Origin of the sequence: Streptococcus fermentans (genome assembly GCF_040888305.1) — a bacterium.
GTDB lineage: Bacteria > Bacillota > Bacilli > Lactobacillales > Streptococcaceae > Streptococcus > Streptococcus fermentans.
In genome coordinates, this window is the sequence record NZ_JBFNFG010000006.1 from 23,496 (window position 1) to 45,284 (window position 21,789).

Below are 21,789 nucleotides of genomic sequence, written 5' to 3' on the forward strand. Positions count from 1 at the left end.
TTTTCGTGCAATCTTAAGACTTTTATACTCAATGAAAATAAAAGAGCAAACTAGGAAGCTAGCCGCAGGTTGCTCAAAGCACTGCTTTGAGGTTGCAGATAGAGCTGACGTAGTTTGAAGAGATTTTCGAAGAGTATTAGCATGGGAGAAAGAATCTCCAACTAGTTTACTATTGATATTTTTGAATGAGTAAGCCAGCCTCATCCATGTCCTGGATGAGTTGCTTAAGTTCTGCTTCCTTGCCAGGCTTAACGGTGACGGTATCAATGCGCTTAATCGCCGAATTATCCTGGATATCCACCAAGGTCAACGCTTTTTCATAGAATGCGATTCCCTTTTTCATGCTTTCCGAATCATTCAAAGTTAGAATTGTGTAAGAAGGATTTGATTTCTTTCCGTTTTCTCGGAAATACTTCTCGCCTTCCTCCTCTAAAAATTGGGATAAACCATGATTAAACAAGTTATCTTCTACTTTTCTATAGGAAATGTCACCTGCCTGTAGAACGTAGACTTTGAGTCGGTTTTTAGTGAGATTAGGGCTTTCTTTTAGGACTGGGTGGCTATCAATGACCTCGTCTGAGAAAGTCACATAAAAATCTAAGCCCCCACCCTCGAATTGATAGCTTCCATTTGATTCTACTTTTTCAGGAGGTAGGTCAAGGGAGATAAAGATTTGTTTTAAGGCCTCATTTCCTTCTCGGATGTCACTCGGTGAGGCCTTGAACAGATTGGCCAGTATTAGAAATGCCAGGGCTACAAGAAGGCAGAGGACACCACAAATAATCAGGATGATCCGCGTCAAAACTTTAAAAAACTGTTTCATTTTCATGCCCTCACTTGTCTATTAGGATCTGCTAACCCAAAATGGATTTAAAGGGGATATAAGGAAAGTTGGAATTTTCCTCTCCTTAGTTTTTTTCAGTTTCTTGTAATTCTTTTATCACACTAAGTCTTGCTTGAAGGTCTTTTTCAAAGACTTTAAACTTATAGGTCAAATCTTTTTGATATTCCTTGATGAGTTCTTTTTGTTGGTCGATAATTTGCAGGCTATCTTGTATGATATCCAAGTCATCCTTAATGGCTTCAACGCGATCAGTAGTATCTAAAACTTCTTCAGTGATAGCTTGGCGATTCTTAACGAGGAGGTATGAACCGACTGCAGAGCCTGCAAAAAGTAGTAAATTTGATAGTTTCATAGTGACTCCTTAAGCGTTTTTGATTGTTTCAGCGACTTGGGCAAGTTTGTCGAAGTCTGGTTCATGTGCGATAAAGTCAATTTTTAGGTCATCATCTGCACTATAGCGAGGAACGAGGTGGACATGGGTATGGAAAACCGTTTGTCCAGCAACTTCTTCACAGTTGGCGATGATATTCATACCTTCAGCTTTGGTAGCTTTCATGACTTTTTGAGCAATCTTTGGAACTTGGGCGAAAAGTTGGCTAGCACTTGCAGCATCCATTTCTAAAAGATTGCGGTAGTGTTCTTTGGGTACGACCAAGGTGTGACCAGGTGTTACTTGTGAGATATCAAGGAAGGCAAGAACTTGATCATCTTCGTAAACCTTTGATGCGGGAATCTCCCCTGCGATAATTTTACAAAAAATGCAATCTGACATAAAATCTACCTCTACTGTATTGAATTTTGATATAATATAGCTACATTATACCAGATTTGGAGAAAATATGTTAGAAATTAAAAATCTGACAGGGGGCTATGTTCATGTCCCTGTCTTGAAAGATGTGTCCTTTACAGTCGAGAGTGGACAGTTGGTCGGTTTGATTGGTCTCAATGGTGCTGGAAAATCAACGACTATCAATGAAATTATTGGACTTTTGACACCTTATAGTGGAGAAATAAACATCGACGGACTAACCTTAGGTGCAAATCCTCGTGAATATCGTCAGCAGATTGGTTACATTCCTGAAACTCCTAGTTTGTACGAAGAATTAACTCTCAGAGAACATATCGAAACGGTTGCCATGGCCTATGGTATTGAGCAAAACCTAGCTTTTGAACGTGTAGAACCTCTTTTAAAAATGTTCCGTTTGGATCAGAAGTTGGATTGGTTCCCTGTTCATTTTTCAAAAGGGATGAAGCAGAAGGTCATGATTATCTGTGCCTTTGTTGTGGATCCGAGTCTCTTTATCGTCGATGAACCTTTCCTTGGCCTTGATCCCTTGGCAATTTCGGACTTGATTCAGCTTTTGGATCTTGAAAAGAAAAAAGGGAAGTCCATCCTCATGAGTACCCACGTTCTTGACTCTGCTGAAAAAATGTGTGACTCTTTTGTCATTCTCCACAAAGGTCAAGTCAGAGCTAAAGGGGATCTTGAAGAGCTGAGACAAGCTTTTGCCATGCCAGAAGCAAGTCTCAATGATATCTATTTGGCTTTGACCAAAGAGGAGGACCGATGAAAGACTTGTTTCTAAAGCGAAAGCAGGCTTTTCGTAAAGAGTGTGTCGGTTATCTGCGCTATGTGCTCAATGATCACTTTGTCTTGTTTTTACTGGTCTTAGTAGGTTTTCTAGCCTATCAGTATAGTCAGCTACTTCAGCATTTTCCTGAGAATCATTTACCAATCCTAGGTTTAATTGGGATTGTCTCTGTTTTACTCTTACTTTGGGGAGGAATAGCGACCTATGTGGAAGCGCCTGATAAGCTCTTTCTCTTAGTAGCTGAAGAAGAAGTGAGAGAACACATCCAGAAGCAAAGTCTGGCCTCCTTCATCTTTTGGGTCAGTGTACAGACTCTCTTTTTGCTCTTTTTTGCTCCTTTATTTTTAGCCATGGGTTTGGGCTTAGGAGTTTTTGGGGTCTATGTTCTTCTTTTGGGAGTCGGGAAATATTTCCTGCTTCAGAAAAAAGCAGGCAAGTTTTTTAGTGCAAATCATCTGGACTGGGACTGTGTGATTGCCCAAGAAAGTAAACGCAAGCAGTTTTTACTCCGCTTCTTTGCCCTCTTTACCCAAGTCAAGGGAATTTCAAACAGCGTCAAGAGACGAGCTTATCTAGATGTTATCCTAAAAGCAGTTCAGAAGGTGCCGAGCAAGATTTGGCAGAACCTCTATCTTCGTTCTTATCTGCGAAATGGAGATCTTTTTGCCCTCAGTCTTCGCCTCCTCTTCCTATCTTTGCTGGCGTTGATCTTTATCGAGCAGTCTTGGATTGCGACAGCAGTAGTGGTTCTATTTAACTACCTCTTGCTCTTTCAGTTATTGGCCCTTTATCATGCCTTTGATTACCAATATTTGACGCAACTTTTCCCGCTAGATAAGGGGAAAAAGGAAAAGGGATTACAGGCAGTTGTCCGAGGATTGACAGGTCTTGTTTTATTGGTTCAATTGGTAGTTGGGTTGATTACCCTCCAAGAAAAACTAGCCCTTTTAGCCCTGCTTGGAGCTGGATTGGTCTTACACATCTTGTATCTCCCTTATCAGGTGAAACGTCGGATGCAGGATTAAATCTTATAAGATTAGAAAAAAATGAGGTTGGGACAAAAGATCCCGACCTCACTTTTTTATTAGCAATCAAACTTTGACGCGGTAGCTGATTGAACTTTTTGTTCGTCTTTTAGACTCCAAAAAGCTCCTAATCATTCTCGCGGGGCTGGGACTACGAAATCGAGACTTTGTCTATCGATTTCTGTCCCACCGCCATTTTTATTTACGTAACTTCAATGAATACCAAGGAGCAAGCCAGGAAGCTAGCCGCAGATTACTCAAAAAAAAGTTTTAAGGCTAACATGGTTTGAAAAGATTTTTGAAGACTATTAGAAGATAAGGGTTGGCCCGTAGAGACTTAACTTGGTCTTGACTTGGTCAAAGTGGAAGCGGTCATAGGCTCTCCAAGCGGCGCGAGTAAGGGCATCTGGATTGAGGGCACTGAGGCCCATGAGAAGACTGGAGGTCTGGTAAAATTTTTCCAGCTCAATCAAGAATCGATTATCCACTGTCTCAGCTTTAGAGAGAAAGCGGAGGATATTGTCCAGTTGCTCCTGAAAGCGGACATCGTCAGCTGTTGCCTTTTTGCAGACTTGGTAAGCTTTGTTTAACTCAGTTATCAGTGTCTGAGCTCTTTTGATGGGGTCTGAATCCGTCATGAGAATTCCTCCTTTGTGATGGTTTTAAAGTTGTTTTAAGCCTTTGTCTTTCTATAATCCTAGCCTATCACTTTTTACTCTTTTTTTACCTTCAAATCTTTAATTGTCATTGAAATTTCCTGAATGGTAATAGCGGGATTTTATGATAAAATAGTTGTAAGGTTATCATAGTTATTTTGTAAAAACTTCGACACTTTAGGAATTTTTAAGAACCGTTTAGGATTTGGCAAAAAATGGATTCTAGACTTATGCTATCCTCTCTTCAGGAGGATTTTTATCCATGATTTATATCATCATCCAAAAAGAGAAAGAAATTTTCAAATTAAACATAAAGGATATCTACTATATCCAAACGCATCCAAGTAAAGCCCATACCGTGCAAATTGTTACAGAAGACGCTAGCTTTGATTTGTTTCAAAATTTAAGCAAGCTTGAGAAACAATATGGGGAAACCTTAACGAGATGTCATCGAAATTGTCTGGTCAATCTTGAACGAGTAAAATCCATGGAACTCCAGTCAAAGACTCTTTTTCTTGGAGAAGAAGGTCGATATGCCGTTCAGTATTCCAGACGTCGCTATAGAGAAATTCGCCAAAAATGGTTGAAATAAGGAGAGTAAGAAGATGAGAATATTTGTTTTAGAAGATGATTTTTCCCAACAAGCCAGAATTGAAAAGACGATTGAAAAACTTTTGAAAAAACAGAGTATCACTCCCAGTTCTTTTGAAGTCTTTGGGAAACCAGACCAACTGCTGGCAGAGGTGCATGAGAAGGGTGCGCATCAGCTTTTCTTTTTGGACATTGAGATTCGAAACGAAGAGATGAAGGGGCTAGAAGTGGCTAGAAAGATTCGGGATCGGGATCCTTATGCCCTGATCGTCTTTGTGACGACTCACTCGGAGTTTATGCCCCTGTCCTTTCGCTACCAAGTGTCAGCTTTGGACTACATTGATAAGGCCTTGTCGGCAGAGGAGTTTGAATCTCGTATCGAGACAGCCCTCCTCTATGCCAATAGTCAAGATAGTAAAAGTCTGGCGGAAGATTGCTTTTACTTTAAATCAAAATTTGCCCAATTCCAGTATCCTTTTAAAGAGGTTTATTATCTTGAAACGTCGCCCAGAGCCCATCGTGTTATTCTCTATACCAAGACAGACAGACTGGAATTTACAGCGAGTTTAGAGGAGGTTTTCAAGCAGGAACCTCGTCTCTTGCAGTGCCATCGCTCTTTTCTCATCAATCCTGCCAATGTGGTTCGTTTGGATAAGAAAGAAAAACTGCTTTACTTTCCCAATGGTGGAAGCTGTCTGATCGCGCGTTATAAGGTCAGGGAAGTGTCTGAAGCTATCAATAACTTGCATTGAGTTAGGAGAACTTATGTATAATATTTGGATTATATTGTATACACTTGTTACTCAGGGACTAGAAATTGTCATTTTTTTTAAGGTGGATGGAATTGGTCTCACTTTTGAGAGAATTTTTAAGGCTTTTCTTTTTAAGATACTATTGGCCTTTGTTTTTGTAATGATTAGCTATATAGTAGGAAATACTTACCTATCTTATTTTATGGAACCCTTGTACGGCATCGGCTTATCTTTCTTATTGTTAAGGGGGTTTCCTAAAAAACTCCTTGTCTTTTATGGTCTCTTTCCAATGATATTGGTGAATCTCTTTTATAGAGGTGTTTCTTATTTTGTGCTTCCATTTTTGGGACAAGGGCAAGTACATGCTGACTACTCATTTACTTGGTTATGTATAATAATTTTCAATTTCTTCATTTCTCTAGCTTTTTTGAAATGGTTGAACTATGATTTTACTAGTTTGAGAAGGGAGATTCTAGATAAAGATTTTCAAAAGTCCCTGACTAAGATTAACTGGATAATGGGGGCCTACTATCTAGTCATGGAAACTCTGTCTTTCTTTGAATATGAACAAAGCATTCAATCAAAGACTGTTCGTCATCTCATCCTAGTGTTTTACCTGCTCTTTTTTATGGGAATTATCAAGAAATTGGATACCTATTTGAAGGACAAACTCCATGAGAGACTGAACCAAGAGCAGGCCTTGCGTTACAGAGATATGGAGCGGTATAGTCGGCATATAGAGGAGCTTTACAAGGAAGTACGGAGCTTTCGCCATGATTATACCAATCTCTTGACTAGCTTACGTCTGGGCATTGAAGAGGAGGATATGGAGCAGATAAAAGAGGTTTACGACTCCGTCTTGAAGGACTCTAGCCAAAAATTGCAGGACAATAAATATGACCTTGGCAGATTGGTGAATATTCGTGACCGTGCCCTTAAAAGTCTCCTAGCAGGCAAATTTCTAAAAGCCAGAGAAAGGGATATTGTCTTTAATGTCGAAGTTCCTGAGGAGATTCAAGTCGAGAGTATGAGCCTGCTTGATTTTCTGACTATTGTGTCTATCCTATGTGACAATGCCATTGAAGCTAGTGCAGAGGCCAGTCAACCTCGTGTCTCAATCGCCTTTATAAAAAATGGAGCACAGGAAACCTTTATCGTTGAAAACTCCATCAAAGAAGAGGGGATAGATGTTTCTGAAATCTTCTCTTTTGGAGTTAGTTCTAAAGGGGAGGACCGAGGTGTTGGTCTCTATACCGTCATGAAGATTGTGGAAAGTTATCCCAATGCCAGTCTCAATACCACCTGTCAAGATCAAGTCTTTCGTCAGGTTTTGGCGGTTCATTTGCTGTCAAGTTCTGATTAGAGAATGTGTGAACAAGAGGACATAGGCATTTTAGGTTGAAAAACACTGCAACGATTTGTCTTTATCCAGCCTGACTTTTTATAATATTCGAGGAAAAATAAATGAACCAGAAATCTTATTTTATAGCTTGTTCTGTACTAATCATCCTATCCAATCTTCTCATGTTTTCTCTAGTCAACGAGGAAGAAGGTACAGGAGCTAATCTGATTATAATTGTTGCAACCTGTGTCTTGCTACCAGCCTTTTTACATGCAGTTGAAAATCAGCAGACATCATTGGTTAGGGCAGAATCCTTGCTCCTCATTCAGATGGCAGTGATATCCTTAGTCCGTCTCATCAGCCGAATAGAGAGGACACCTGAAATCTTACATACAGGCGTCACCCTTCTAGTTTTAGCAAGCTGGGTAGCCTTTATCGTCCTAGCTATCATGAGAATGTATCAGAAAAAAGGGAAGTAAGGATGAGAGCATTTTGATTGGTTATGGTTTATTAGGGCAAGCATATTTTTGGTGCTTGCTTTTTTTCTACAATTTAAGAAGTTTCGATGACCATTCATGATTTGGGGGAATTTGTAAGCTTAAATAAGGTAAGATAAAACTCACAAATGTAAATGGGTATTTTTATGAAGATCATATTCTATATTATTCTCTTCGCTTTTCAAACCTATCTTATTTATCTATCTTTAAGTATCTCTGATAAAAAACAAAGGACCATTGAATTAACATCATTGAATTGTTTTATCATATTATTTTTAATCTATGATAAATTAATTTTTCTTTTTATTGCTTATATTTTTTTGATAATTTTTATATTAAACTTGTTCCGTGACTGAAAAGTGATATATTATGTGAATATAAAAACAATGTTACAGTTGGCTATTAAAGGTGCTCAAATATTTGAAATTGTAGGTAGAGGGGCTGTATTTGGTGGTAATTATGGATTTTAAAAGTTTTATCATTGGTTTAGTAATTGGTATATTTGGTCGTTATATGGATGATTTAATTAGAAAAATATTTTCAAAATCTCCGAAAAAGAATACGGATAGTACCGCCTAAAAAATTTTCTCCCCTTTATTTGCTAGCTTAATCTACAGGGGAGTTTCTTTAATATTGCTTCGCTTGTCACAATGATATGTGATAGCAGGATAAAAATCTACAAATTAAGTTGGTATCAATATGGTGTAAAGGGCAAGCATATTTTCCGTGCTTGCTTTTTTTCTACAATTAAGGAGGTTTTGATGACCATTTATGATTTGAGTGGTCCAAGGTCAAAATGAGTGCTATACTGGCAGTGTAAAGATTCTTGCTCAACAAATATTTAGGAGGAAGTCTTATGAAGAAAAAAATACTTGTCATTTTCATCTTGTATCTAATCATGTCTCCGCTTGGGGAGAGTAATTGGTATCATTTATTTTATACCATAGCCTATCTGATTGCAGTTATAATCTATTTTGCTTTAATGAAAAAGAAAGGAGCAAAGAAATGAAAACTTTTCTTGCTAAAAAACGGAACATCTTCCTTGCGAGATTGTTCCTAGGTCAGTTGCCCTTGCTTGTCTCTGCTTATCTATTTCTATCACGTCAGTTTTTACATTTTTCCTTAGTTTTCCAATTTCTTTTAGTGATTATTAACTTGGCTTCTATTTTGGTCACTGTTTATCTCACTAGGGAGATGAGAATAAGAGAGTTTGAAGATGATGATTTGGTCAATCCTAGAACCAATCAACTTATGTTTATCGGTTTGACAGGCTTTATGTCGATTATCGGTTTGTATAGAGGTATGACAGCAGCCGAATCTTATCAGCAACTGATTGGCTATATTGGTGCCGTTCTATGCTTGCTTATCATGCTTTTGCTCATTTGGGGTTTGAAGTATTATAAAAAGTAAGATAAAAAAGATTTACAGGCAGTATATTCAGACTACGGGATTTTTTCAAGAGGGGTTCTTGCAATTTAAGATGTCTCGATGACAATTCAAGATTTGGATGAAAAAAACTAAAAAACAGTACTATACTAAAAATTGCAAGGATACCAATGCTAAATAGAAATAAAGGAGTGATTCCTATGGTGAAAAAAATAGTTACGATTCTTGTGTTGTATATAATCATGCAAACCTGTCTTTATCCACTTAGGGGAAATGAGTGGTATTATGTAATGAATGCACTAGCATACTTTGCTTCGGTTTATATCTTCATTCAGTTCAATAAAAAAATGGAGAAAAAACTACTTTGAATCTTGTTTAAAAGAGAATTTTTATGGCTTTAGAATAGATCATCTAAATAGGCTGGATGATTTTAAAATAATATCTGCATTTTGATGACGATAATAGGAGAGAGGTTGTATTTATGACTATTTTTAACAAATGTCATGCTGTGTTTGTTGGATTTTTAGCCTTTATAATAGTTACTACAGTAGGCTATACCATCAATCAAGGGGATTTTTTTCAAAACGAGTACCTATTTATTATCGCAAAGACTTTCTGGATTTCACTGAGTGTCGCCTATGCGAAGTGGTTTGATATGATTTCGCTTAGAAGTTTAACGAAGAAAGAAATTCTACTTTTTATTGGAAGCTTTCTTATTTGTGTGCTGGTAAATATAGGTTATTATAGTTTTTTTACAGTCTCTTCTGGTGCTGGATATCAACACCTTGAGGCTACTAGTACAGGAATTTCCTTATCCTTTATTGCAAGCGTGACAGTTTTTGGGCCTATTTTGGAGGAATTTGTTTTCAGAGGTATCCTTCAAGGTGCGGTTTTTGATAATTCTTGGTTGGGGCTTGTACTGACTGCCTCTCTCTTCTCTTTCCTGCATGCTCCTTATGATGTTCCTTCGTTTATCTATTATCTATTTGGAGGTTTCATGCTGGGCTTTGCTTATAAGAAGATTCAAAATCTATCGGTACCTATTTTAGTCCATATCTGTTACAATTGTTTATCATTCTTCTAGTAGTTGACAGTGCTTAAATTTATAAAGGAATATAGAGGACGGTCAGTTAGTGCCATAGCGACTAGGGAACTAACCTGGTATATGTGAAATCAATAGATGGAGGAATCATATGAAAAAGTATGTGTATTTTTTAGATTGCTTTGCCCGAGTTGTAGTGATATTGATATCGCTTGTTCTTTGTATAAGAGTACTCATGATTTCTAATGAACTCTGGAGAAATGTTCTTGTACTGGTAAGTACTCCTGTTACGATCTATAGTCTGGTAAGACATAGGCCAGGTAAGAAGAACATAAAAATCCCGCAAGAGTCCTGAAAGATTAAAAAGATGCAAGCAAAATATAAAAATCAAATAGTAGAAGTTTGGGAAATTGGTAAAGACACTCCTAAACCAAGTTGGGTAGAAGACGCCTTTCAAAAGAATTACATAGTATGGCTAGACAATCATGTCCGAATTTTAATGGCAGGACTTCAGTCTTCTCTTGTAACCAATCTCAAAATCGGGCTAGTCGGAACGGCAGGAGGAGGTTTTGCTGGTTATAGTATGTATGTCCTTGGCTATCCAGGAGATTATCTTGACCTCACAAATCATAGAGTGGTATCTGCCAATGCTTTTCATCGAGACTATCAAGTTTTATAAAATGATCGTGTGGGAAAAGGATGATTGTCCTATTGAAAAGACTTGGCTACAACTAGACGGAAAACGAGTGACTAGCTAGGTACAGTTTCGAACAGTAACAAAATTAGACTACGGTGGAGAAGTATTAGCTTGTCAAAGGTTTAGTGAGAACTACAGAGACTGAATGTGGAGAATTAAATGATAATTGGTGGCAGTTACGATAGCAAAGCTATGAAGGAGCTTCTATGAAAAAATATTCTATTCTTTTCAAAACGAGTGCAGTCCTTTCTTATTTATTTTTGTTTTTCGGATTGTTTTGGACTACCCAATTTTGGAGAAATTATTGGGAGTTTTCATCTTGGGTAGGAAATGTTATCTGGATTCGAAACATCATCAGTGTTCTCTTTATCGGCCTGATGGTTTGGATTTTGATCAGGTCGGGTCATGCTTATCTCTTTTGTATCCCTAGGAAAAAGTGGTTGAGCTATTCTGTTCTGACGGTGTTAGCAGCTGTCGTGCTTATCTGCTTTAACTATCTGACAGCTAAACACGTTCAGGGGACAAACGAAAGTTGGAATTTGTTTATTGTCTATAGTGAGACGAATTTTGCAGAGTTCGGTGTTTACCTAACCTTAATCGTACTAGGACCTCTGATGGAAGAATTGGTATGTAGGGGACTGCTTCAACATGCCTTCTTTAAGAATTCAAGATGGGGACTGGATATTCTATTTCCGTCGATTTTGTTCGCCTTACCTCATTTTTCAAGTTTTCCTAGTCTACTAGACCTTCTGGTTTATACAGCAGTTGGGTGTATATTTGGTGGTTTGACACGCTATACCAAGACTATCTATCCTTCTTATACGATTCATATTGTTAATAATATCATCGCAAACTTACCATTTATCATGACTTTTTTGCATAGGGTATTTACATGATGAGAACCAGTTGCAAGCTTGAATTATCAGATTAAGCACAGATTTTTCCTTACAATTTACTGATTAAAAATTTGAAAAACCAAGGCTAGGTAGATCTCTCTGCTTGGCTTTTTCTTTTAACAAGATTGGATAAAGGGCTTTTATTTGAGAATCAGGTCTGGACTGGTTGACGAATAGGCTAAAAACTAGTAGAATAGTAAGGAAACTTTATACGGAGGAAAGAAATGGACTTGGGTGATATTGAGCTAACGCTGACCCCTATACCTGGGAAAAGCGGAAAAGCTTATATGGGAAGCTACCCTGATGGGAAGCGCGTCTTTATTAAAATGAACACCTCTCCAATCCTACCTGGTTTAGCCAAGGAACAAATCGCTCCTCAATTATTATGGACTCGCCGTTTATCGGATGGGCGTGATATGTGTGCCCAAGAATGGTTGAATGGTAAAATTTTGACCCCTTATGATATGAATCGCAAGCAGATTATCAATATTTTGAGTCGTTTGCATCGTTCGCGTCCTTTGATGACGCAATTGACTCGTTTGGGCTATTCTTTAGAAACACCTTTAGACTTGCTTCAGGCTTGGTTAAAAGATGCTCCAGAATCCTTGAAGAACAATCAATATCTAAGAATGGTAGTAGAGGATTTGCGAGGAAGTTTGCCAAACTTTAGGGAAGATTATGCAACGATCGTTCATGGAGATGTACGACATAGTAATTGGATTGAGACAGAGAGCGGTCTTATTTATTTAGTGGATTGGGATTCCGTTCGTTTAACGGATCGCATGTTTGATGTGGCGCATATGCTATGTCACTATATTCCAGACTATCAGTGGAAAGAGTGGTTGACTTATTACGGTTACAAATACAACCAAACAGTCATCAGCAAACTATTTTGGTATGCTCAGTTATCCTTCTTGAGCCAGATTGCCAAATATTATACAAATGAAGATCTAGAAAATGTCAATCGGGAGATTTATGCCTTGCGCATCTTCCGTGACAAGTATGGAAAGAAGAGATGAGAGTTAGAAATCGTAAAGGGGCAACAGAATTACTAGAGGCTAATCCTCAGTATGTTGTCTTAAATCCTTTAGAAGCCAAAGGAAAATGGCGAGACCTCTTTGGAAATGACAATCCTATCCATGTTGAGGTTGGTAGTGGTAAGGGAGCCTTTGTGTCAGGTATGGCCAAGCAAAACCCTAATATCAACTATATTGGGATTGATATTCAAAAGTCTGTTTTGAGTTATGCCTTGGACAAGGTATTGGAAGTTGCTGTACCCAATATTAAGTTGTTGTGGGTTGATGGTTCTGATTTGACCGACTACTTTGAAGATGGTGAGATTGATCGCTTGTACCTAAACTTTTCAGATCCGTGGCCTAAAAAGCGCCATGAAAAGCGTCGTCTAACCTATAAGAGTTTCTTAGATACCTTCAAGCGTATCTTGCCTGAACACGGTGAGATTCATTTCAAGACAGATAACCGTGGCTTGTTTGAATATAGCCTAGTGAGTTTTTCTCAATATGGCATGAAGCTCAACGGAGTTTGGTTGGACTTGCATGCCAGCGACTTTGAAGGCAATGTCATGACAGAATATGAAGAAAAATTCTCAAGTAAGGGTCAGGTTATCTATCGAGTTGAGGCAGAATTTTAAGAAAAAGCTTAAAATCAAGCCTTCTGAGTGCTTATACTTTACATAAGTAGTCAAAAGTGCTATACTGTAAGTAAGAATATGAGAAAGTGAGGCGGGGAAATATCTTCGCCTCTTGCTTATGAGGAGGTGGACGCAATCGCAACTATCGTAGAATTAGTCAGAGAAGTCGTAGAACCGGTCATTGAAGCTCCCTTTGAACTCGTGGATATCGAGTACGGAAAGATTGGCAGTGACATGATTCTTAGTATTTTTGTAGATAAACCAGAGGGAATTACCTTGAACGACACAGCGGACTTGACAGAGATTATCAGTCCTGTCCTAGATACTATCAAGCCAGATCCCTTCCCAGAACAATATTTCCTAGAAATCACCAGTCCAGGCTTGGAGCGTCCTTTGAAAACCAAGGAAGCAGTCGCTGGAGCGGTTGGGAAATATATCCATGTTGGACTTTACCAAGCCATCGATAAGCAAAAGGTCTTTGAAGGAACCTTGCTAGCCTTCGAAGAGGATGAGTTGACTATGGAATATATGGACAAGACACGTAAGAAAACGGTCCAAATCCCATACAGTTTGGTGTCAAAAGCACGTTTAGCAGTAAAATTATAGTAAAAGAAAGGAAGCTTTTGAAGATTCAAAAGTGAATAGAAGATGAGTAAAGAAATGCTAGAGGCCTTCCGCATTTTGGAAGAAGACAAGGGAATCAAAAAAGAAGACATCATTGATGCAGTGGTGGAATCACTTCGTTCAGCCTATCGCAGACGCTATGGTCAATCAGACAGTGTAGCCATTGATTTCAACGAAAAGACAGGTGACTTTACAGTTTATACTGTTCGTGAAGTAGTTGATGAAGTATTTGATAGCCGTTTGGAAATCAGCTTAAAAGATGCTCTTGCCATTAACTCAGCTTACGAGCTTGGGGACAAGATTAAATTTGAAGAAGCACCAGGTGAGTTTGGTCGTGTAGCAGCTCAATCTGCCAAACAAACCATCATGGAAAAAATGCGCAAGCAAACACGTGCCATTACCTACAATACTTACAAAGAGCATGAGCAAGAAATCATGTCTGGTACGGTGGAACGTTTTGACAATCGCTTTATCTATGTCAACCTTGGCAGCATCGAAGCACAATTGTCAAAACAAGACCAAATCCCTGGGGAAGTCTTTGCTTCTCATGATCGTATCGAAGTTTATGTCTACAAGGTTGAAGACAATCCTCGTGGTGTGAACGTATTTGTGAGCCGTAGCCATCCAGAAATGATTAAACGTTTGATGGAACAAGAAATTCCTGAGGTCTATGACGGAACTGTTGAAATCATGAGTGTTGCTCGTGAAGCAGGTGACCGTACCAAGGTTGCTGTTCGTAGCCACAATCCAAACGTGGATGCGATCGGGACAATCGTCGGACGTGGTGGTGCTAACATCAAGAAGATTACTAGCAAATTCCACCCAGCTCGCTACGATGCTAAGAGCGATCGTATGGTTCCAATCGAAGAAAACATCGACGTTATCGAATGGGTAGCAGATCCAGCTGAATTTATCTACAACGCTATCGCTCCTGCTGAAGTTGACCAAGTTATCTTTGATGAAAACGACAGCAAACGTGCCTTGGTCGTTGTGCCAGATAACAAGCTTTCTCTTGCGATCGGTCGTCGTGGACAAAACGTTCGTTTGGCAGCTCATTTGACTGGCTACCGTATCGATATCAAGTCTGCAAGTGAGTTTGAAGCCATGGAAGCAGCAGAACAAGCTGACCAGGTAGAAACAGACGAATTGGTCGAAGAATAAGAGCTGATCAGAGGAGGGGAAGATGAAAACTAGAAAAATCCCTTTGCGCAAGTCTGTGGTTTCCAATGAAGTGATTGATAAACGCGATTTACTTCGTATTGTCAAGAACAAAGAAGGACAGGTCTTTATCGACCCGACAGGCAAGGCTAATGGTCGCGGCGCTTATATCAAGCTAGACAATGCAGAAGCCCTTGAGGCCAAAAAGAAAAAAGTCTTTAACCGTAGCTTTAGTATGGAAGTTGAAGAAAGCTTTTATGACGAGTTGATTGCTTATGTCGATCACAAAGTGAAAAGAAGAGAGTTAGGACTTGAATAAGCAAAAAATTATCAATCTCTTGGGTCTTGCTCAGCGAGCAGGGAAAATCATCTCGGGTGAGGAAATGGTAGTCAAAGCCATCCAAGACCAGAAAGTAAAGCTGGTATTTCTCGCTCATGATGCCGCTCCCAACCTGACCAAGAAGATTCAGGATAAAAGTAATTATTATCAAGTAGAAGTTATTACCGTGTTTTCAACACTGGAATTAAGCATAGCAGTCGGAAAATCAAGAAAAGTCTTGGCTGTGACAGATGCTGGATTTACAAAGAAAATGAGGTCTCTTATGGAATAGAAGAGGAGGACATGATTTGTCTAAGAAAAGATTGTACGAAATCGCAAAAGAACTTGGAAAAGAAAGTAAGGAAGTTGTAGCGCGTGCAAAAGAGTTGGGCTTGGATGTGAAAAGCCACTCATCAAGTGTGGAGGAAGCAGCTGCTTCAAAAATTGTAGCAAGTTTTAAACCTGCTCCTGCTCCAAAGCCAGTTGTCACTAAGGAAGAGGCAAAACCAGCAGCAACTGTTGCCCCTAAAGAAGAAAAAGTGGCACCAGCAAAACCGCAGAGTCGAAACTTTAAGGCTGAGCGTGAAGCACGTGCAAAAGAGCAGGCTGAACGACGCAAGCAAAATAAGGGTAATAACCGTGACCATCAACAAAATGGGAATCGTCAAAAAAATGATAACCGTAACGGTGGTAAACAAGGTCAAGGTAATCGCGACAACCGTCGATTCAATGATCAAGGTAAAAAACAACAAGGTCAGCAAAATCGTGGGAATGATCGCCGTCAGCAAGAGGACAAACGTCCAAATCAGGCTGGCCCACGCATTGACTTCAAAGCCCGTGCAGCTGCTCTAAAAGCAGAGCAAAATGCAGAATATGCTCGTTCAAGTGAGGAACGCTTCAAGCAGTCTCAAGCTGCCAAAGAAGCCTTGGCTCAAGCAAACAAACGCAAGGAACCTGAGGAAATCTTTGAAGAAGCTGCTAAATTGGCTGAACAAGTACAGCAAGTTCAACCAGTGGTTGAAGTAGCTCCTGCAGCTAAAGAACCTGTAGTGGATACACGTCGTAAGAAACAAGCCCGACCAGACAAAGATCGTGATGATTACGATCACGAAGAAGATGGTCCTAGAAAACAACAAAAGAATCGAAGTAGTCAAAATCAAGTGAGAAATCAAAGAAATAGTAACTGGAACAATAACAAAAAGAATAAAAAAGGCAATAAGCAAAACAACCGTAGTCAGGCACCAAAACCTGTTACAGAGCGTAAGTTCCATGAATTGCCAACAGAATTTGAATATACAGATGGTATGACCGTCGCGGAAATCGCAAAACGTATCAAACGCGAACCAGCTGAGATTGTTAAGAAACTCTTCATGATGGGTGTGATGGCGACACAAAACCAGTCCTTGGACGGTGAAACAATCGAACTCCTCATGGTAGATTACGGTATTGAAGCTAAACAAAAGGTTGAAGTGGACAATGCTGATATTGAACGTTTCTTTGCTGAAGATGGTTATCTCAATGAAGATGAACTTGTAGAGCGTCCACCAGTTGTTACCATCATGGGACACGTTGACCATGGTAAAACAACCCTTTTGGATACCCTTCGTAATTCTCGTGTTGCTACGGGAGAAGCCGGTGGTATCACTCAGCATATCGGTGCTTATCAGATCGAAGAAAATGGTAAGAAGATTACCTTCCTTGATACACCAGGACACGCGGCCTTTACTTCTATGCGTGCGCGTGGTGCTTCTGTTACCGATATTACCATCTTGGTCGTAGCGGCAGATGACGGGGTAATGCCTCAGACTATCGAAGCCATCAACCACTCAAAAGCGGCTAATGTTCCAATCATCGTAGCTATCAACAAAATCGATAAACCAGGTGCTAACCCAGAACGTGTGATCGGTGAATTGGCTGAACATGGTGTTATGTCAACAGCTTGGGGTGGAGATTCTGAGTTCGTAGAAATCTCAGCCAAGTTCAACCAAAATATCGATGAACTCTTGGAAACTGTTCTACTTGTGGCTGAAATTCAAGAGCTCAAAGCTGATCCAACAGTTCGTGCCATCGGTACTGTTATCGAAGCTCGTTTGGATAAAGGAAAAGGTGCGGTCGCAACCCTTCTTGTTCAACAAGGTACTTTGAATGTCCAAGATCCAATCGTTGTCGGAAATACTTTTGGACGTGTCCGTGCTATGACCAACGACCTCGGACGTCGTGTTAAGGTTGCAGGCCCATCAACACCAGTATCGATCACAGGTTTGAACGAAGCGCCAATGGCAGGTGACCACTTTGCCGTTTACGAAGATGAAAAATCTGCCCGTGCAGCTGGTGAAGAACGTGCTAAACGTGCTCTTATGAAGCAACGTCAAGCTACTCAACGTGTCAGCCTTGAAAACCTCTTTGATACCCTTAAAGCAGGAGAACTCAAGTCTGTTAACGTCATCATCAAAGCCGACGTACAAGGTTCTGTTGAAGCTCTCTCTGCATCACTTCAAAAGATTGATGTGGAAGGTGTTAAAGTAACTATTGTTCACTCAGCAGTAGGTGCTATCAATGAATCTGATGTGACTCTTGCCGAAGCTTCAAATGCCTTTATCGTTGGTTTCAACGTACGCCCTACACCACAAGCTCGTCAACAAGCAGAAGCTGACGATGTAGAAATCCGTCTCCACAGCATCATCTACAAGGTTATCGAAGAGATGGAAGAAGCCATGAAAGGGATGCTTGACCCAGAATTTAAAGAAAAAGTTATTGGTGAAGCGATCATCCGCGAAACCTTCAAGGTATCTAAAGTGGGAACAATCGGTGGATTTATGGTTACCAGCGGTAAAGTTACCCGTGATTCTAAAGTCCGTGTTATCCGTGACGGTGTCGTTATTTACGATGGTGCCCTAGCTAGCTTGAAACACTATAAAGATGACGTTAAAGAAGTTACAAACGGCCGTGAAGGTGGTCTCATGATTGACGGCTACAATGATATCAAGATGGATGATGTGATTGAAGCTTATATCATGGAAGAAATCAAGAGATAATAGAGAAACGATAGCCGATTTGACTCGTCGTCAACAACGCCTTGATGAACCCTTAGTTCTATCTATGGCTTGTTTCCTAGATTCAAATGGCTCTAGTTCCTCTATCTACTAGACAAAGCTAGGTCTGCTGGCCTAGCTTTTGGTTCAATTGAGAGAAAGGAAAAAGCATGGCAAATCATTTCCGTACTGACCGTGTGGGCATGGAAATCAAGCGCGAAGTCAATGAGATTTTGCAAAAGAAAGTCCGCGATCCGCGTGTCCAAGGTGTGACTATCACTGATGTTCAGATGCTAGGTGATTTATCAATGGCCAAGGTTTACTACACTATTTTGAGTAATCTTGCCTCAGATAATCAAAAAGCTCAAGTCGGGCTTGAAAAAGCAACCGGAACTATCAAACGTGAACTTGGTCGCAATTTGAAATTGTACAAAATTCCAGATTTGACCTTCGTCAAAGACGAATCCATCGAATATGGAAACAAGATTGACGAGATGCTACGCAATCTGGATAAAAATTAATACTCTTCGAAAATCTCTTCAAACAACGTCAGCGTCGCCTTACCGTAGGTATGGTTACTGACTTCGTCAGTTCTATCCACAACCTCAAAACACTGTTTTGAGCAACCTACGGCTAGCTTCCTAGTTTGTTCTTTGATTTTCATTGAGTATAAGAAAGAGGGGAAACCCTCTTTTTTTGTGTCTATAAGTAGGTCATTGTCTAGTCAGATTAGATGAGTAGAAATCAATAAAATAAATCTTGAAAATATCATTTATTCCATAAATATGATAAGATAAAGCTTGATACGAATGAAAAACGGAGATAGAGATGGCTAAAGAAGATGTGGCGATGCAAGTGTTGCAACAGGTAGTAAAACTTCCTGTCGTCAAAGTGAACCGGTCAAAATTTTTAATGGATAAATTCTCTAAGAAAGTGGCTTCAAAGGATATTCCTAGATTATTGGAAGAAGGGCCGACAGCTTTATTACCTCAGGAAACCTTAGATCGAGTGGCCAATGCCTGTATTAAAGATAATGTTTTACTGGCAAGTGGGACATCTGTTTTGGCAGGTTTACCTGGAGGTATTGCCATGGCAGTTACCATTCCGACAGATGTAGCCCAGTTTTACGCATTTTCATTAAAACTAGCCCAGGAGCTAGGCTATATTTACGGCTATGATGATCTCTGGGCTTCGCGAAATGAGCTGAGCGAAGAAGCTAAAAATACCCTTTTGCTCTATCTGGGAGTGATGTTGGGAGTAAATGGTGCGGGCGCTCTACTTCGTTCTGGTGGTGTTACAGTTGCTAAGCAAGTGATGAAAATTGTAAACAAAAAGGCTTTGACAAAGACTCTTTGGTATCCAATTTTGGAAAAAGTTCTGAAAATCTTTGGAGTGAATCTGACCAAGGGAGGATTGGCTAAGGGGATGGGAAAAGTTATTCCTATCTTAGGTGGAGTCCTATCAGGTGGCTTAACTTTTGCGACCATGAAACCCATGGGAGAAAGATTGCAAAAAGAATTGTCCAAATTGATTAACTACGATGAAGCACAATATCAAAGAGATGTTGCCACTATCCAAAAAGAGGTTGAAATCATCGAAGGAGAATGACATGGGGATCATAACAGTACTGGCCAAAACCTACGGTAATTATCTTCTTACAAGGCAAGCTTTAAAAGTTGCAGAAACCATAAAAAAAGATGAAAACACAGTAGTTAGTTTGGCGAAATTAGTTCTCGTAGATAAGCTTATGGATACAGCCACTTGGTTGATGAAGCCGGAGGATAAAGAATGAAATCTTTTTGGAGGTTCTTTACTCTTCTTTTTATAACACCAATTGTTGGTTTGATAAAAATTCTCTGGTTTCTAATCTCTTTCGCCTTCCAATTACTGTTCTATAAGATTCTTTTCAAGATCATAGATTGGTTTTTCAAACTTCTCTGATGATCATGGTAAGGATAAGACTTTGAGGTTTTACTAGGAAGAGTCTATATAATTAGAAATAATGAAGTGATACGAAATAAACTAGCAAGTCTTCTACTGCTAGTTTTTTAATCTTTGCCCTTGTGGTATAATAAAAAAGAAAAAACTGTTAGAGAAAATGATGGAGGTTATGATGGACAATATCATTGATGTATCTATTCCTGTTGCTGAAGTGGTGGACAAGCATCCAGAAGTTTTGGATATCCTAGTAGAACTTGGTTTTAAACCTCTTGCAAATCCCTTGATGCGAAATACAGTCGGACGAAAAGTATCGCTCAAACAGGGGTCTAAGCTGGAGGGAACTCCTATGGACAAGATTGTACGCACACTGGAAGCAAATGGTTACGAAGTGATTGGATTAGACTAATGGCAGATGAACGAATTCATGTCCTACGGGATATTTTATTAGAATTACATAATGGAGCCTCCCCTGAATCCGTTCAGGAGCGCTTTGATGCAACCTTTACAGGTGTATCTGCTATTGAGATTTCCCTTATGGAGCACGAGTTGATGAACTCTGACTCAGGCGTAACCTTTGAAGATGTCATGGAGCTCTGTGATGTCCATGCCAATCTTTTTAAAAATGCTGTTAAGGGCGTAGAAGTTGAAGATACCGAGCATCCAGGTCATCCTGTCCGTGTTTTTAAAGATGAAAATCTAGCCCTTCGTGCTGCCTTGATTCGTGTTCGTAGATTATTAGATACATATGAGTCTATGGAAGACGAGGAAATGCTTGCGGAGATGCGTAAGGGTTTGGTTCGGCAGATGGGACTTGTAGGTCAATTTGACCGTCACTACCAGCGCAAGGAAGAGCTCTTCTTTCCTATTATGGAGCGTTACGGACATGATTCGCCACCAAAAGTTATGTGGGGAGTGGATGACCAGATCAGGGAACTCTTTCAAACAGCTTTAGCGTCAACCAAGTCATTGCCAGAAGTGTCCATTAGCATTGTAAAGGAAACTTTTGAAGCTTTTGCGACTGAATTTGAGAGTATGATTTTCAAGGAAGAATCTATCCTCCTCATGATTCTACTAGAATCCTTTACCCAGGATGATTGGATTCAGATTGCTGAGGAAAGTGATGCTTATGGCTATGCTATCATCCGACCATCTGAGAAATGGGTACCTGAACGTAAAAGCTTTGGTGAGAAGAAAAGTGTAGAAGAACCAAGTCAGCCAGAAACTGTAGAAGGCCAAGTTCAGAAGGTTATCGATACGCCAGAAGGGCAGTTTACCATCACTTTTACACCTAAGGAAAAGGAAACGGTGCTAGATCGCAATAGCCAACAGGCCTTTGGCAATGGCTATCTCTCAGTTGAGCAGGCAAATCTTATCCTTAATCACCTGCCTATGGAGATTACCTTTGTTAATAAGGATGATATCTTCCAGTATTATAATAACAATACACCAGCGGATGAGATGATTTTCAAGCGGACACCGTCTCAAGTCGGGCGCAATGTTGAACTATGTCATCCGCCCAAGTACCTTGATAAGGTAAAGACCATTATGAAAGGTCTTCGTGACGGGGTCAAGGACAAGTACGAGATGTGGTTCAATTCCGAGTCACGAGGTAAGTTTGTCCATATCACCTATGCTGCAGTACACGATGAAAATGGAGAATTTCAAGGTGTATTGGAGTATGTTCAGGATATCCAGCCTTACCGTGAGATTGATACAGACTATTTCCGTGGATTAGAATAAGGAG

At 39.7% G+C, this 21,789-nt stretch carries 28 protein-coding genes; 24 read left to right on the top strand and 4 right to left on the bottom strand.

The window, feature by feature from the left end; all coding sequences use genetic code 11:
- Positions 1-169 precede the first annotated feature (169 nt).
- The 3 genes from AB2B50_RS06530 to AB2B50_RS06540 all read right to left on the bottom strand — a co-directional run bounded on the left by AB2B50_RS06530 (position 170) and on the right by AB2B50_RS06540 (position 1,616).
- Positions 170-823, bottom strand: coding sequence for a hypothetical protein (locus tag AB2B50_RS06530; RefSeq protein ID WP_320692822.1), 654 nt, complete (start codon positions 821-823; stop codon positions 170-172).
- An 85-nt stretch (positions 824-908) separates the two neighbouring features.
- Entirely contained in the window at positions 909-1,196 is a 288-nt protein-coding gene (locus AB2B50_RS06535; protein ID WP_320692821.1) for a hypothetical protein, read from the bottom strand.
- Positions 1,197-1,205: 9 nt separating this feature from the next.
- Positions 1,206-1,616, bottom strand: coding sequence for an HIT family protein (locus tag AB2B50_RS06540; protein ID WP_070460226.1), 411 nt, complete (start codon positions 1,614-1,616; stop codon positions 1,206-1,208).
- Positions 1,617-1,683: 67 nt separating this feature from the next.
- Between AB2B50_RS06540 and AB2B50_RS06545 the strand changes: the two genes are divergently transcribed.
- Together AB2B50_RS06545 and AB2B50_RS06550 are read left to right on the top strand one after the other, a co-directional pair.
- Complete coding sequence (locus AB2B50_RS06545) at positions 1,684-2,415, top strand: ABC transporter ATP-binding protein (RefSeq protein ID WP_049508263.1); 732 nt, start codon at positions 1,684-1,686, stop codon at positions 2,413-2,415.
- The gene (locus AB2B50_RS06550; RefSeq protein WP_320692820.1) at positions 2,412-3,461 is read left to right on the top strand and encodes an ABC transporter permease; all 1,050 of its coding nucleotides are present in this window, start codon (positions 2,412-2,414) and stop codon (positions 3,459-3,461) included. The genes AB2B50_RS06545 and AB2B50_RS06550 overlap by 4 nt, the downstream gene beginning before the upstream one ends.
- Before the next feature lie 308 nt (positions 3,462-3,769).
- Here the strand turns inward: AB2B50_RS06550 and AB2B50_RS06555 are convergent, their stop codons facing one another.
- Positions 3,770-4,099 carry a helicase BlpT gene (locus tag AB2B50_RS06555; RefSeq protein ID WP_320692819.1) on the bottom strand — a complete coding sequence of 110 codons (330 nt, stop codon included), beginning with the start codon at positions 4,097-4,099 and terminating at the stop codon, positions 3,770-3,772.
- A gap of 280 nt (positions 4,100-4,379) precedes the next feature.
- Between AB2B50_RS06555 and AB2B50_RS06560 the strand changes: the two genes are divergently transcribed.
- From AB2B50_RS06560 to AB2B50_RS06665, 22 genes are all read left to right on the top strand, one after another.
- Positions 4,380-4,709, top strand: coding sequence for a LytTR family DNA-binding domain-containing protein (locus AB2B50_RS06560; protein ID WP_320692818.1), 330 nt, complete (start codon positions 4,380-4,382; stop codon positions 4,707-4,709).
- 13 nt (positions 4,710-4,722) lie between these two features.
- Positions 4,723-5,460, top strand: coding sequence for a response regulator transcription factor (locus AB2B50_RS06565; protein WP_320692817.1), 738 nt, complete (start codon positions 4,723-4,725; stop codon positions 5,458-5,460).
- 13 nt (positions 5,461-5,473) lie between these two features.
- Positions 5,474-6,823, top strand: a complete 1,350-nt coding sequence (locus AB2B50_RS06570) for a sensor histidine kinase (protein ID WP_320692816.1) — start codon at positions 5,474-5,476, stop codon at positions 6,821-6,823.
- Between the two features lie 101 nt (positions 6,824-6,924).
- Positions 6,925-7,281 carry a hypothetical protein gene (locus tag AB2B50_RS06575; RefSeq protein WP_320692815.1) on the top strand — a complete coding sequence of 119 codons (357 nt, stop codon included), beginning with the start codon at positions 6,925-6,927 and terminating at the stop codon, positions 7,279-7,281.
- 477 nt (positions 7,282-7,758) lie between these two features.
- Positions 7,759-7,878 carry a PncF family bacteriocin immunity protein gene (locus AB2B50_RS06580; RefSeq protein WP_320692814.1) on the top strand — a complete coding sequence of 40 codons (120 nt, stop codon included), beginning with the start codon at positions 7,759-7,761 and terminating at the stop codon, positions 7,876-7,878.
- A gap of 277 nt (positions 7,879-8,155) precedes the next feature.
- Positions 8,156-8,308: a hypothetical protein gene (locus AB2B50_RS06585; RefSeq protein ID WP_049504290.1), complete on the top strand. Its 153-nt coding sequence runs from the start codon at positions 8,156-8,158 to the stop codon at positions 8,306-8,308.
- Positions 8,305-8,709: an immunity protein gene (locus AB2B50_RS06590; RefSeq protein ID WP_320692813.1), complete on the top strand. Its 405-nt coding sequence runs from the start codon at positions 8,305-8,307 to the stop codon at positions 8,707-8,709. Before AB2B50_RS06585 ends, AB2B50_RS06590 begins: the two co-directional genes overlap by 4 nt.
- 457 nt (positions 8,710-9,166) lie before the next feature.
- The gene (locus AB2B50_RS06595; protein ID WP_320692812.1) at positions 9,167-9,769 is read left to right on the top strand and encodes a CPBP family intramembrane glutamic endopeptidase; all 603 of its coding nucleotides are present in this window, start codon (positions 9,167-9,169) and stop codon (positions 9,767-9,769) included.
- Between the two features lie 325 nt (positions 9,770-10,094).
- Positions 10,095-10,406: a role in replication gene (locus tag AB2B50_RS06600; protein WP_320692811.1), complete on the top strand. Its 312-nt coding sequence runs from the start codon at positions 10,095-10,097 to the stop codon at positions 10,404-10,406.
- A 224-nt stretch (positions 10,407-10,630) separates the two neighbouring features.
- The gene (locus AB2B50_RS06605) at positions 10,631-11,320 is read left to right on the top strand and encodes a CPBP family intramembrane glutamic endopeptidase (protein WP_320692810.1); all 690 of its coding nucleotides are present in this window, start codon (positions 10,631-10,633) and stop codon (positions 11,318-11,320) included.
- Between the two features lie 224 nt (positions 11,321-11,544).
- Complete coding sequence (ccrZ, locus tag AB2B50_RS06610; protein WP_320692809.1) at positions 11,545-12,339, top strand: cell cycle regulator CcrZ; 795 nt, start codon at positions 11,545-11,547, stop codon at positions 12,337-12,339.
- Positions 12,336-12,971 carry a tRNA (guanosine(46)-N7)-methyltransferase TrmB gene (trmB, locus tag AB2B50_RS06615; RefSeq protein ID WP_049508543.1) on the top strand — a complete coding sequence of 212 codons (636 nt, stop codon included), beginning with the start codon at positions 12,336-12,338 and terminating at the stop codon, positions 12,969-12,971. The genes ccrZ and trmB overlap by 4 nt, the downstream gene beginning before the upstream one ends.
- A gap of 126 nt (positions 12,972-13,097) precedes the next feature.
- The gene (gene rimP, locus AB2B50_RS06620) at positions 13,098-13,577 is read left to right on the top strand and encodes a ribosome maturation factor RimP (protein ID WP_000338687.1); all 480 of its coding nucleotides are present in this window, start codon (positions 13,098-13,100) and stop codon (positions 13,575-13,577) included.
- A gap of 42 nt (positions 13,578-13,619) precedes the next feature.
- Positions 13,620-14,756: a transcription termination factor NusA gene (nusA, locus tag AB2B50_RS06625; protein WP_000032287.1), complete on the top strand. Its 1,137-nt coding sequence runs from the start codon at positions 13,620-13,622 to the stop codon at positions 14,754-14,756.
- Positions 14,757-14,778: 22 nt separating this feature from the next.
- Positions 14,779-15,072 carry an RNase P modulator RnpM gene (rnpM, locus tag AB2B50_RS06630; RefSeq protein WP_000857562.1) on the top strand — a complete coding sequence of 98 codons (294 nt, stop codon included), beginning with the start codon at positions 14,779-14,781 and terminating at the stop codon, positions 15,070-15,072.
- Positions 15,065-15,364: a YlxQ-related RNA-binding protein gene (locus AB2B50_RS06635; protein ID WP_320692808.1), complete on the top strand. Its 300-nt coding sequence runs from the start codon at positions 15,065-15,067 to the stop codon at positions 15,362-15,364. Before rnpM ends, AB2B50_RS06635 begins: the two co-directional genes overlap by 8 nt.
- Before the next feature lie 16 nt (positions 15,365-15,380).
- Positions 15,381-18,107, top strand: a complete 2,727-nt coding sequence (gene infB, locus AB2B50_RS06640; RefSeq protein ID WP_320692807.1) for a translation initiation factor IF-2 — start codon at positions 15,381-15,383, stop codon at positions 18,105-18,107.
- A 167-nt stretch (positions 18,108-18,274) separates the two neighbouring features.
- The gene (rbfA, locus tag AB2B50_RS06645) at positions 18,275-18,625 is read left to right on the top strand and encodes a 30S ribosome-binding factor RbfA (RefSeq protein ID WP_001273596.1); all 351 of its coding nucleotides are present in this window, start codon (positions 18,275-18,277) and stop codon (positions 18,623-18,625) included.
- A gap of 307 nt (positions 18,626-18,932) precedes the next feature.
- A complete protein-coding gene (locus AB2B50_RS06650; RefSeq protein WP_320692806.1) occupies positions 18,933-19,712 on the top strand; it encodes a hypothetical protein in 780 nt (259 codons plus the stop codon).
- Between the two features lies 1 nt (position 19,713).
- Complete coding sequence (locus AB2B50_RS06655) at positions 19,714-19,896, top strand: hypothetical protein (protein WP_045763661.1); 183 nt, start codon at positions 19,714-19,716, stop codon at positions 19,894-19,896.
- A gap of 321 nt (positions 19,897-20,217) precedes the next feature.
- Positions 20,218-20,451: a DUF1858 domain-containing protein gene (locus AB2B50_RS06660; protein ID WP_000368732.1), complete on the top strand. Its 234-nt coding sequence runs from the start codon at positions 20,218-20,220 to the stop codon at positions 20,449-20,451.
- Positions 20,451-21,785, top strand: a complete 1,335-nt coding sequence (locus AB2B50_RS06665; RefSeq protein WP_316108847.1) for a DUF438 domain-containing protein — start codon at positions 20,451-20,453, stop codon at positions 21,783-21,785. The genes AB2B50_RS06660 and AB2B50_RS06665 overlap by 1 nt, the downstream gene beginning before the upstream one ends.
- Positions 21,786-21,789 lie beyond the last annotated feature (4 nt).

What these genes read in the sequence shown, in the direction of transcription:
- AB2B50_RS06550 (WP_320692820.1), top strand. Translation starts at nt 2,412, where the DNA reads ATGAAAGACTTGTTTCTAAAGCGAAAGCAGGCTTTTCGTAAAGAGTGT.
- AB2B50_RS06595 (WP_320692812.1), top strand. Translation starts at nt 9,167, where the DNA reads ATGACTATTTTTAACAAATGTCATGCTGTGTTTGTTGGATTTTTAGCC.
- AB2B50_RS06540 (WP_070460226.1), bottom strand. Translation starts at nt 1,616, where the DNA reads ATGTCAGATTGCATTTTTTGTAAAATTATCGCAGGGGAGATTCCCGCA.
- AB2B50_RS06590 (WP_320692813.1), top strand. Translation starts at nt 8,305, where the DNA reads ATGAAAACTTTTCTTGCTAAAAAACGGAACATCTTCCTTGCGAGATTG.
- ccrZ (WP_320692809.1), top strand. Translation starts at nt 11,545, where the DNA reads ATGGACTTGGGTGATATTGAGCTAACGCTGACCCCTATACCTGGGAAA.
- AB2B50_RS06655 (WP_045763661.1), top strand. Translation starts at nt 19,714, where the DNA reads ATGGGGATCATAACAGTACTGGCCAAAACCTACGGTAATTATCTTCTT.
- AB2B50_RS06580 (WP_320692814.1), top strand. Translation starts at nt 7,759, where the DNA reads ATGGATTTTAAAAGTTTTATCATTGGTTTAGTAATTGGTATATTTGGT.
- rnpM (WP_000857562.1), top strand. Translation starts at nt 14,779, where the DNA reads ATGAAAACTAGAAAAATCCCTTTGCGCAAGTCTGTGGTTTCCAATGAA.
- AB2B50_RS06665 (WP_316108847.1), top strand. Translation starts at nt 20,451, where the DNA reads ATGGCAGATGAACGAATTCATGTCCTACGGGATATTTTATTAGAATTA.
- AB2B50_RS06535 (WP_320692821.1), bottom strand. Translation starts at nt 1,196, where the DNA reads ATGAAACTATCAAATTTACTACTTTTTGCAGGCTCTGCAGTCGGTTCA.
- AB2B50_RS06660 (WP_000368732.1), top strand. Translation starts at nt 20,218, where the DNA reads ATGGACAATATCATTGATGTATCTATTCCTGTTGCTGAAGTGGTGGAC.
- AB2B50_RS06560 (WP_320692818.1), top strand. Translation starts at nt 4,380, where the DNA reads ATGATTTATATCATCATCCAAAAAGAGAAAGAAATTTTCAAATTAAAC.
- AB2B50_RS06650 (WP_320692806.1), top strand. Translation starts at nt 18,933, where the DNA reads ATGGCTAAAGAAGATGTGGCGATGCAAGTGTTGCAACAGGTAGTAAAA.
- AB2B50_RS06530 (WP_320692822.1), bottom strand. Translation starts at nt 823, where the DNA reads ATGAAACAGTTTTTTAAAGTTTTGACGCGGATCATCCTGATTATTTGT.
- AB2B50_RS06545 (WP_049508263.1), top strand. Translation starts at nt 1,684, where the DNA reads ATGTTAGAAATTAAAAATCTGACAGGGGGCTATGTTCATGTCCCTGTC.
- AB2B50_RS06575 (WP_320692815.1), top strand. Translation starts at nt 6,925, where the DNA reads ATGAACCAGAAATCTTATTTTATAGCTTGTTCTGTACTAATCATCCTA.
- AB2B50_RS06585 (WP_049504290.1), top strand. Translation starts at nt 8,156, where the DNA reads ATGAAGAAAAAAATACTTGTCATTTTCATCTTGTATCTAATCATGTCT.
- AB2B50_RS06570 (WP_320692816.1), top strand. Translation starts at nt 5,474, where the DNA reads ATGTATAATATTTGGATTATATTGTATACACTTGTTACTCAGGGACTA.
- rbfA (WP_001273596.1), top strand. Translation starts at nt 18,275, where the DNA reads ATGGCAAATCATTTCCGTACTGACCGTGTGGGCATGGAAATCAAGCGC.
- AB2B50_RS06600 (WP_320692811.1), top strand. Translation starts at nt 10,095, where the DNA reads ATGCAAGCAAAATATAAAAATCAAATAGTAGAAGTTTGGGAAATTGGT.
- AB2B50_RS06605 (WP_320692810.1), top strand. Translation starts at nt 10,631, where the DNA reads ATGAAAAAATATTCTATTCTTTTCAAAACGAGTGCAGTCCTTTCTTAT.
- AB2B50_RS06565 (WP_320692817.1), top strand. Translation starts at nt 4,723, where the DNA reads ATGAGAATATTTGTTTTAGAAGATGATTTTTCCCAACAAGCCAGAATT.
- nusA (WP_000032287.1), top strand. Translation starts at nt 13,620, where the DNA reads ATGAGTAAAGAAATGCTAGAGGCCTTCCGCATTTTGGAAGAAGACAAG.
- AB2B50_RS06555 (WP_320692819.1), bottom strand. Translation starts at nt 4,099, where the DNA reads ATGACGGATTCAGACCCCATCAAAAGAGCTCAGACACTGATAACTGAG.
- trmB (WP_049508543.1), top strand. Translation starts at nt 12,336, where the DNA reads ATGAGAGTTAGAAATCGTAAAGGGGCAACAGAATTACTAGAGGCTAAT.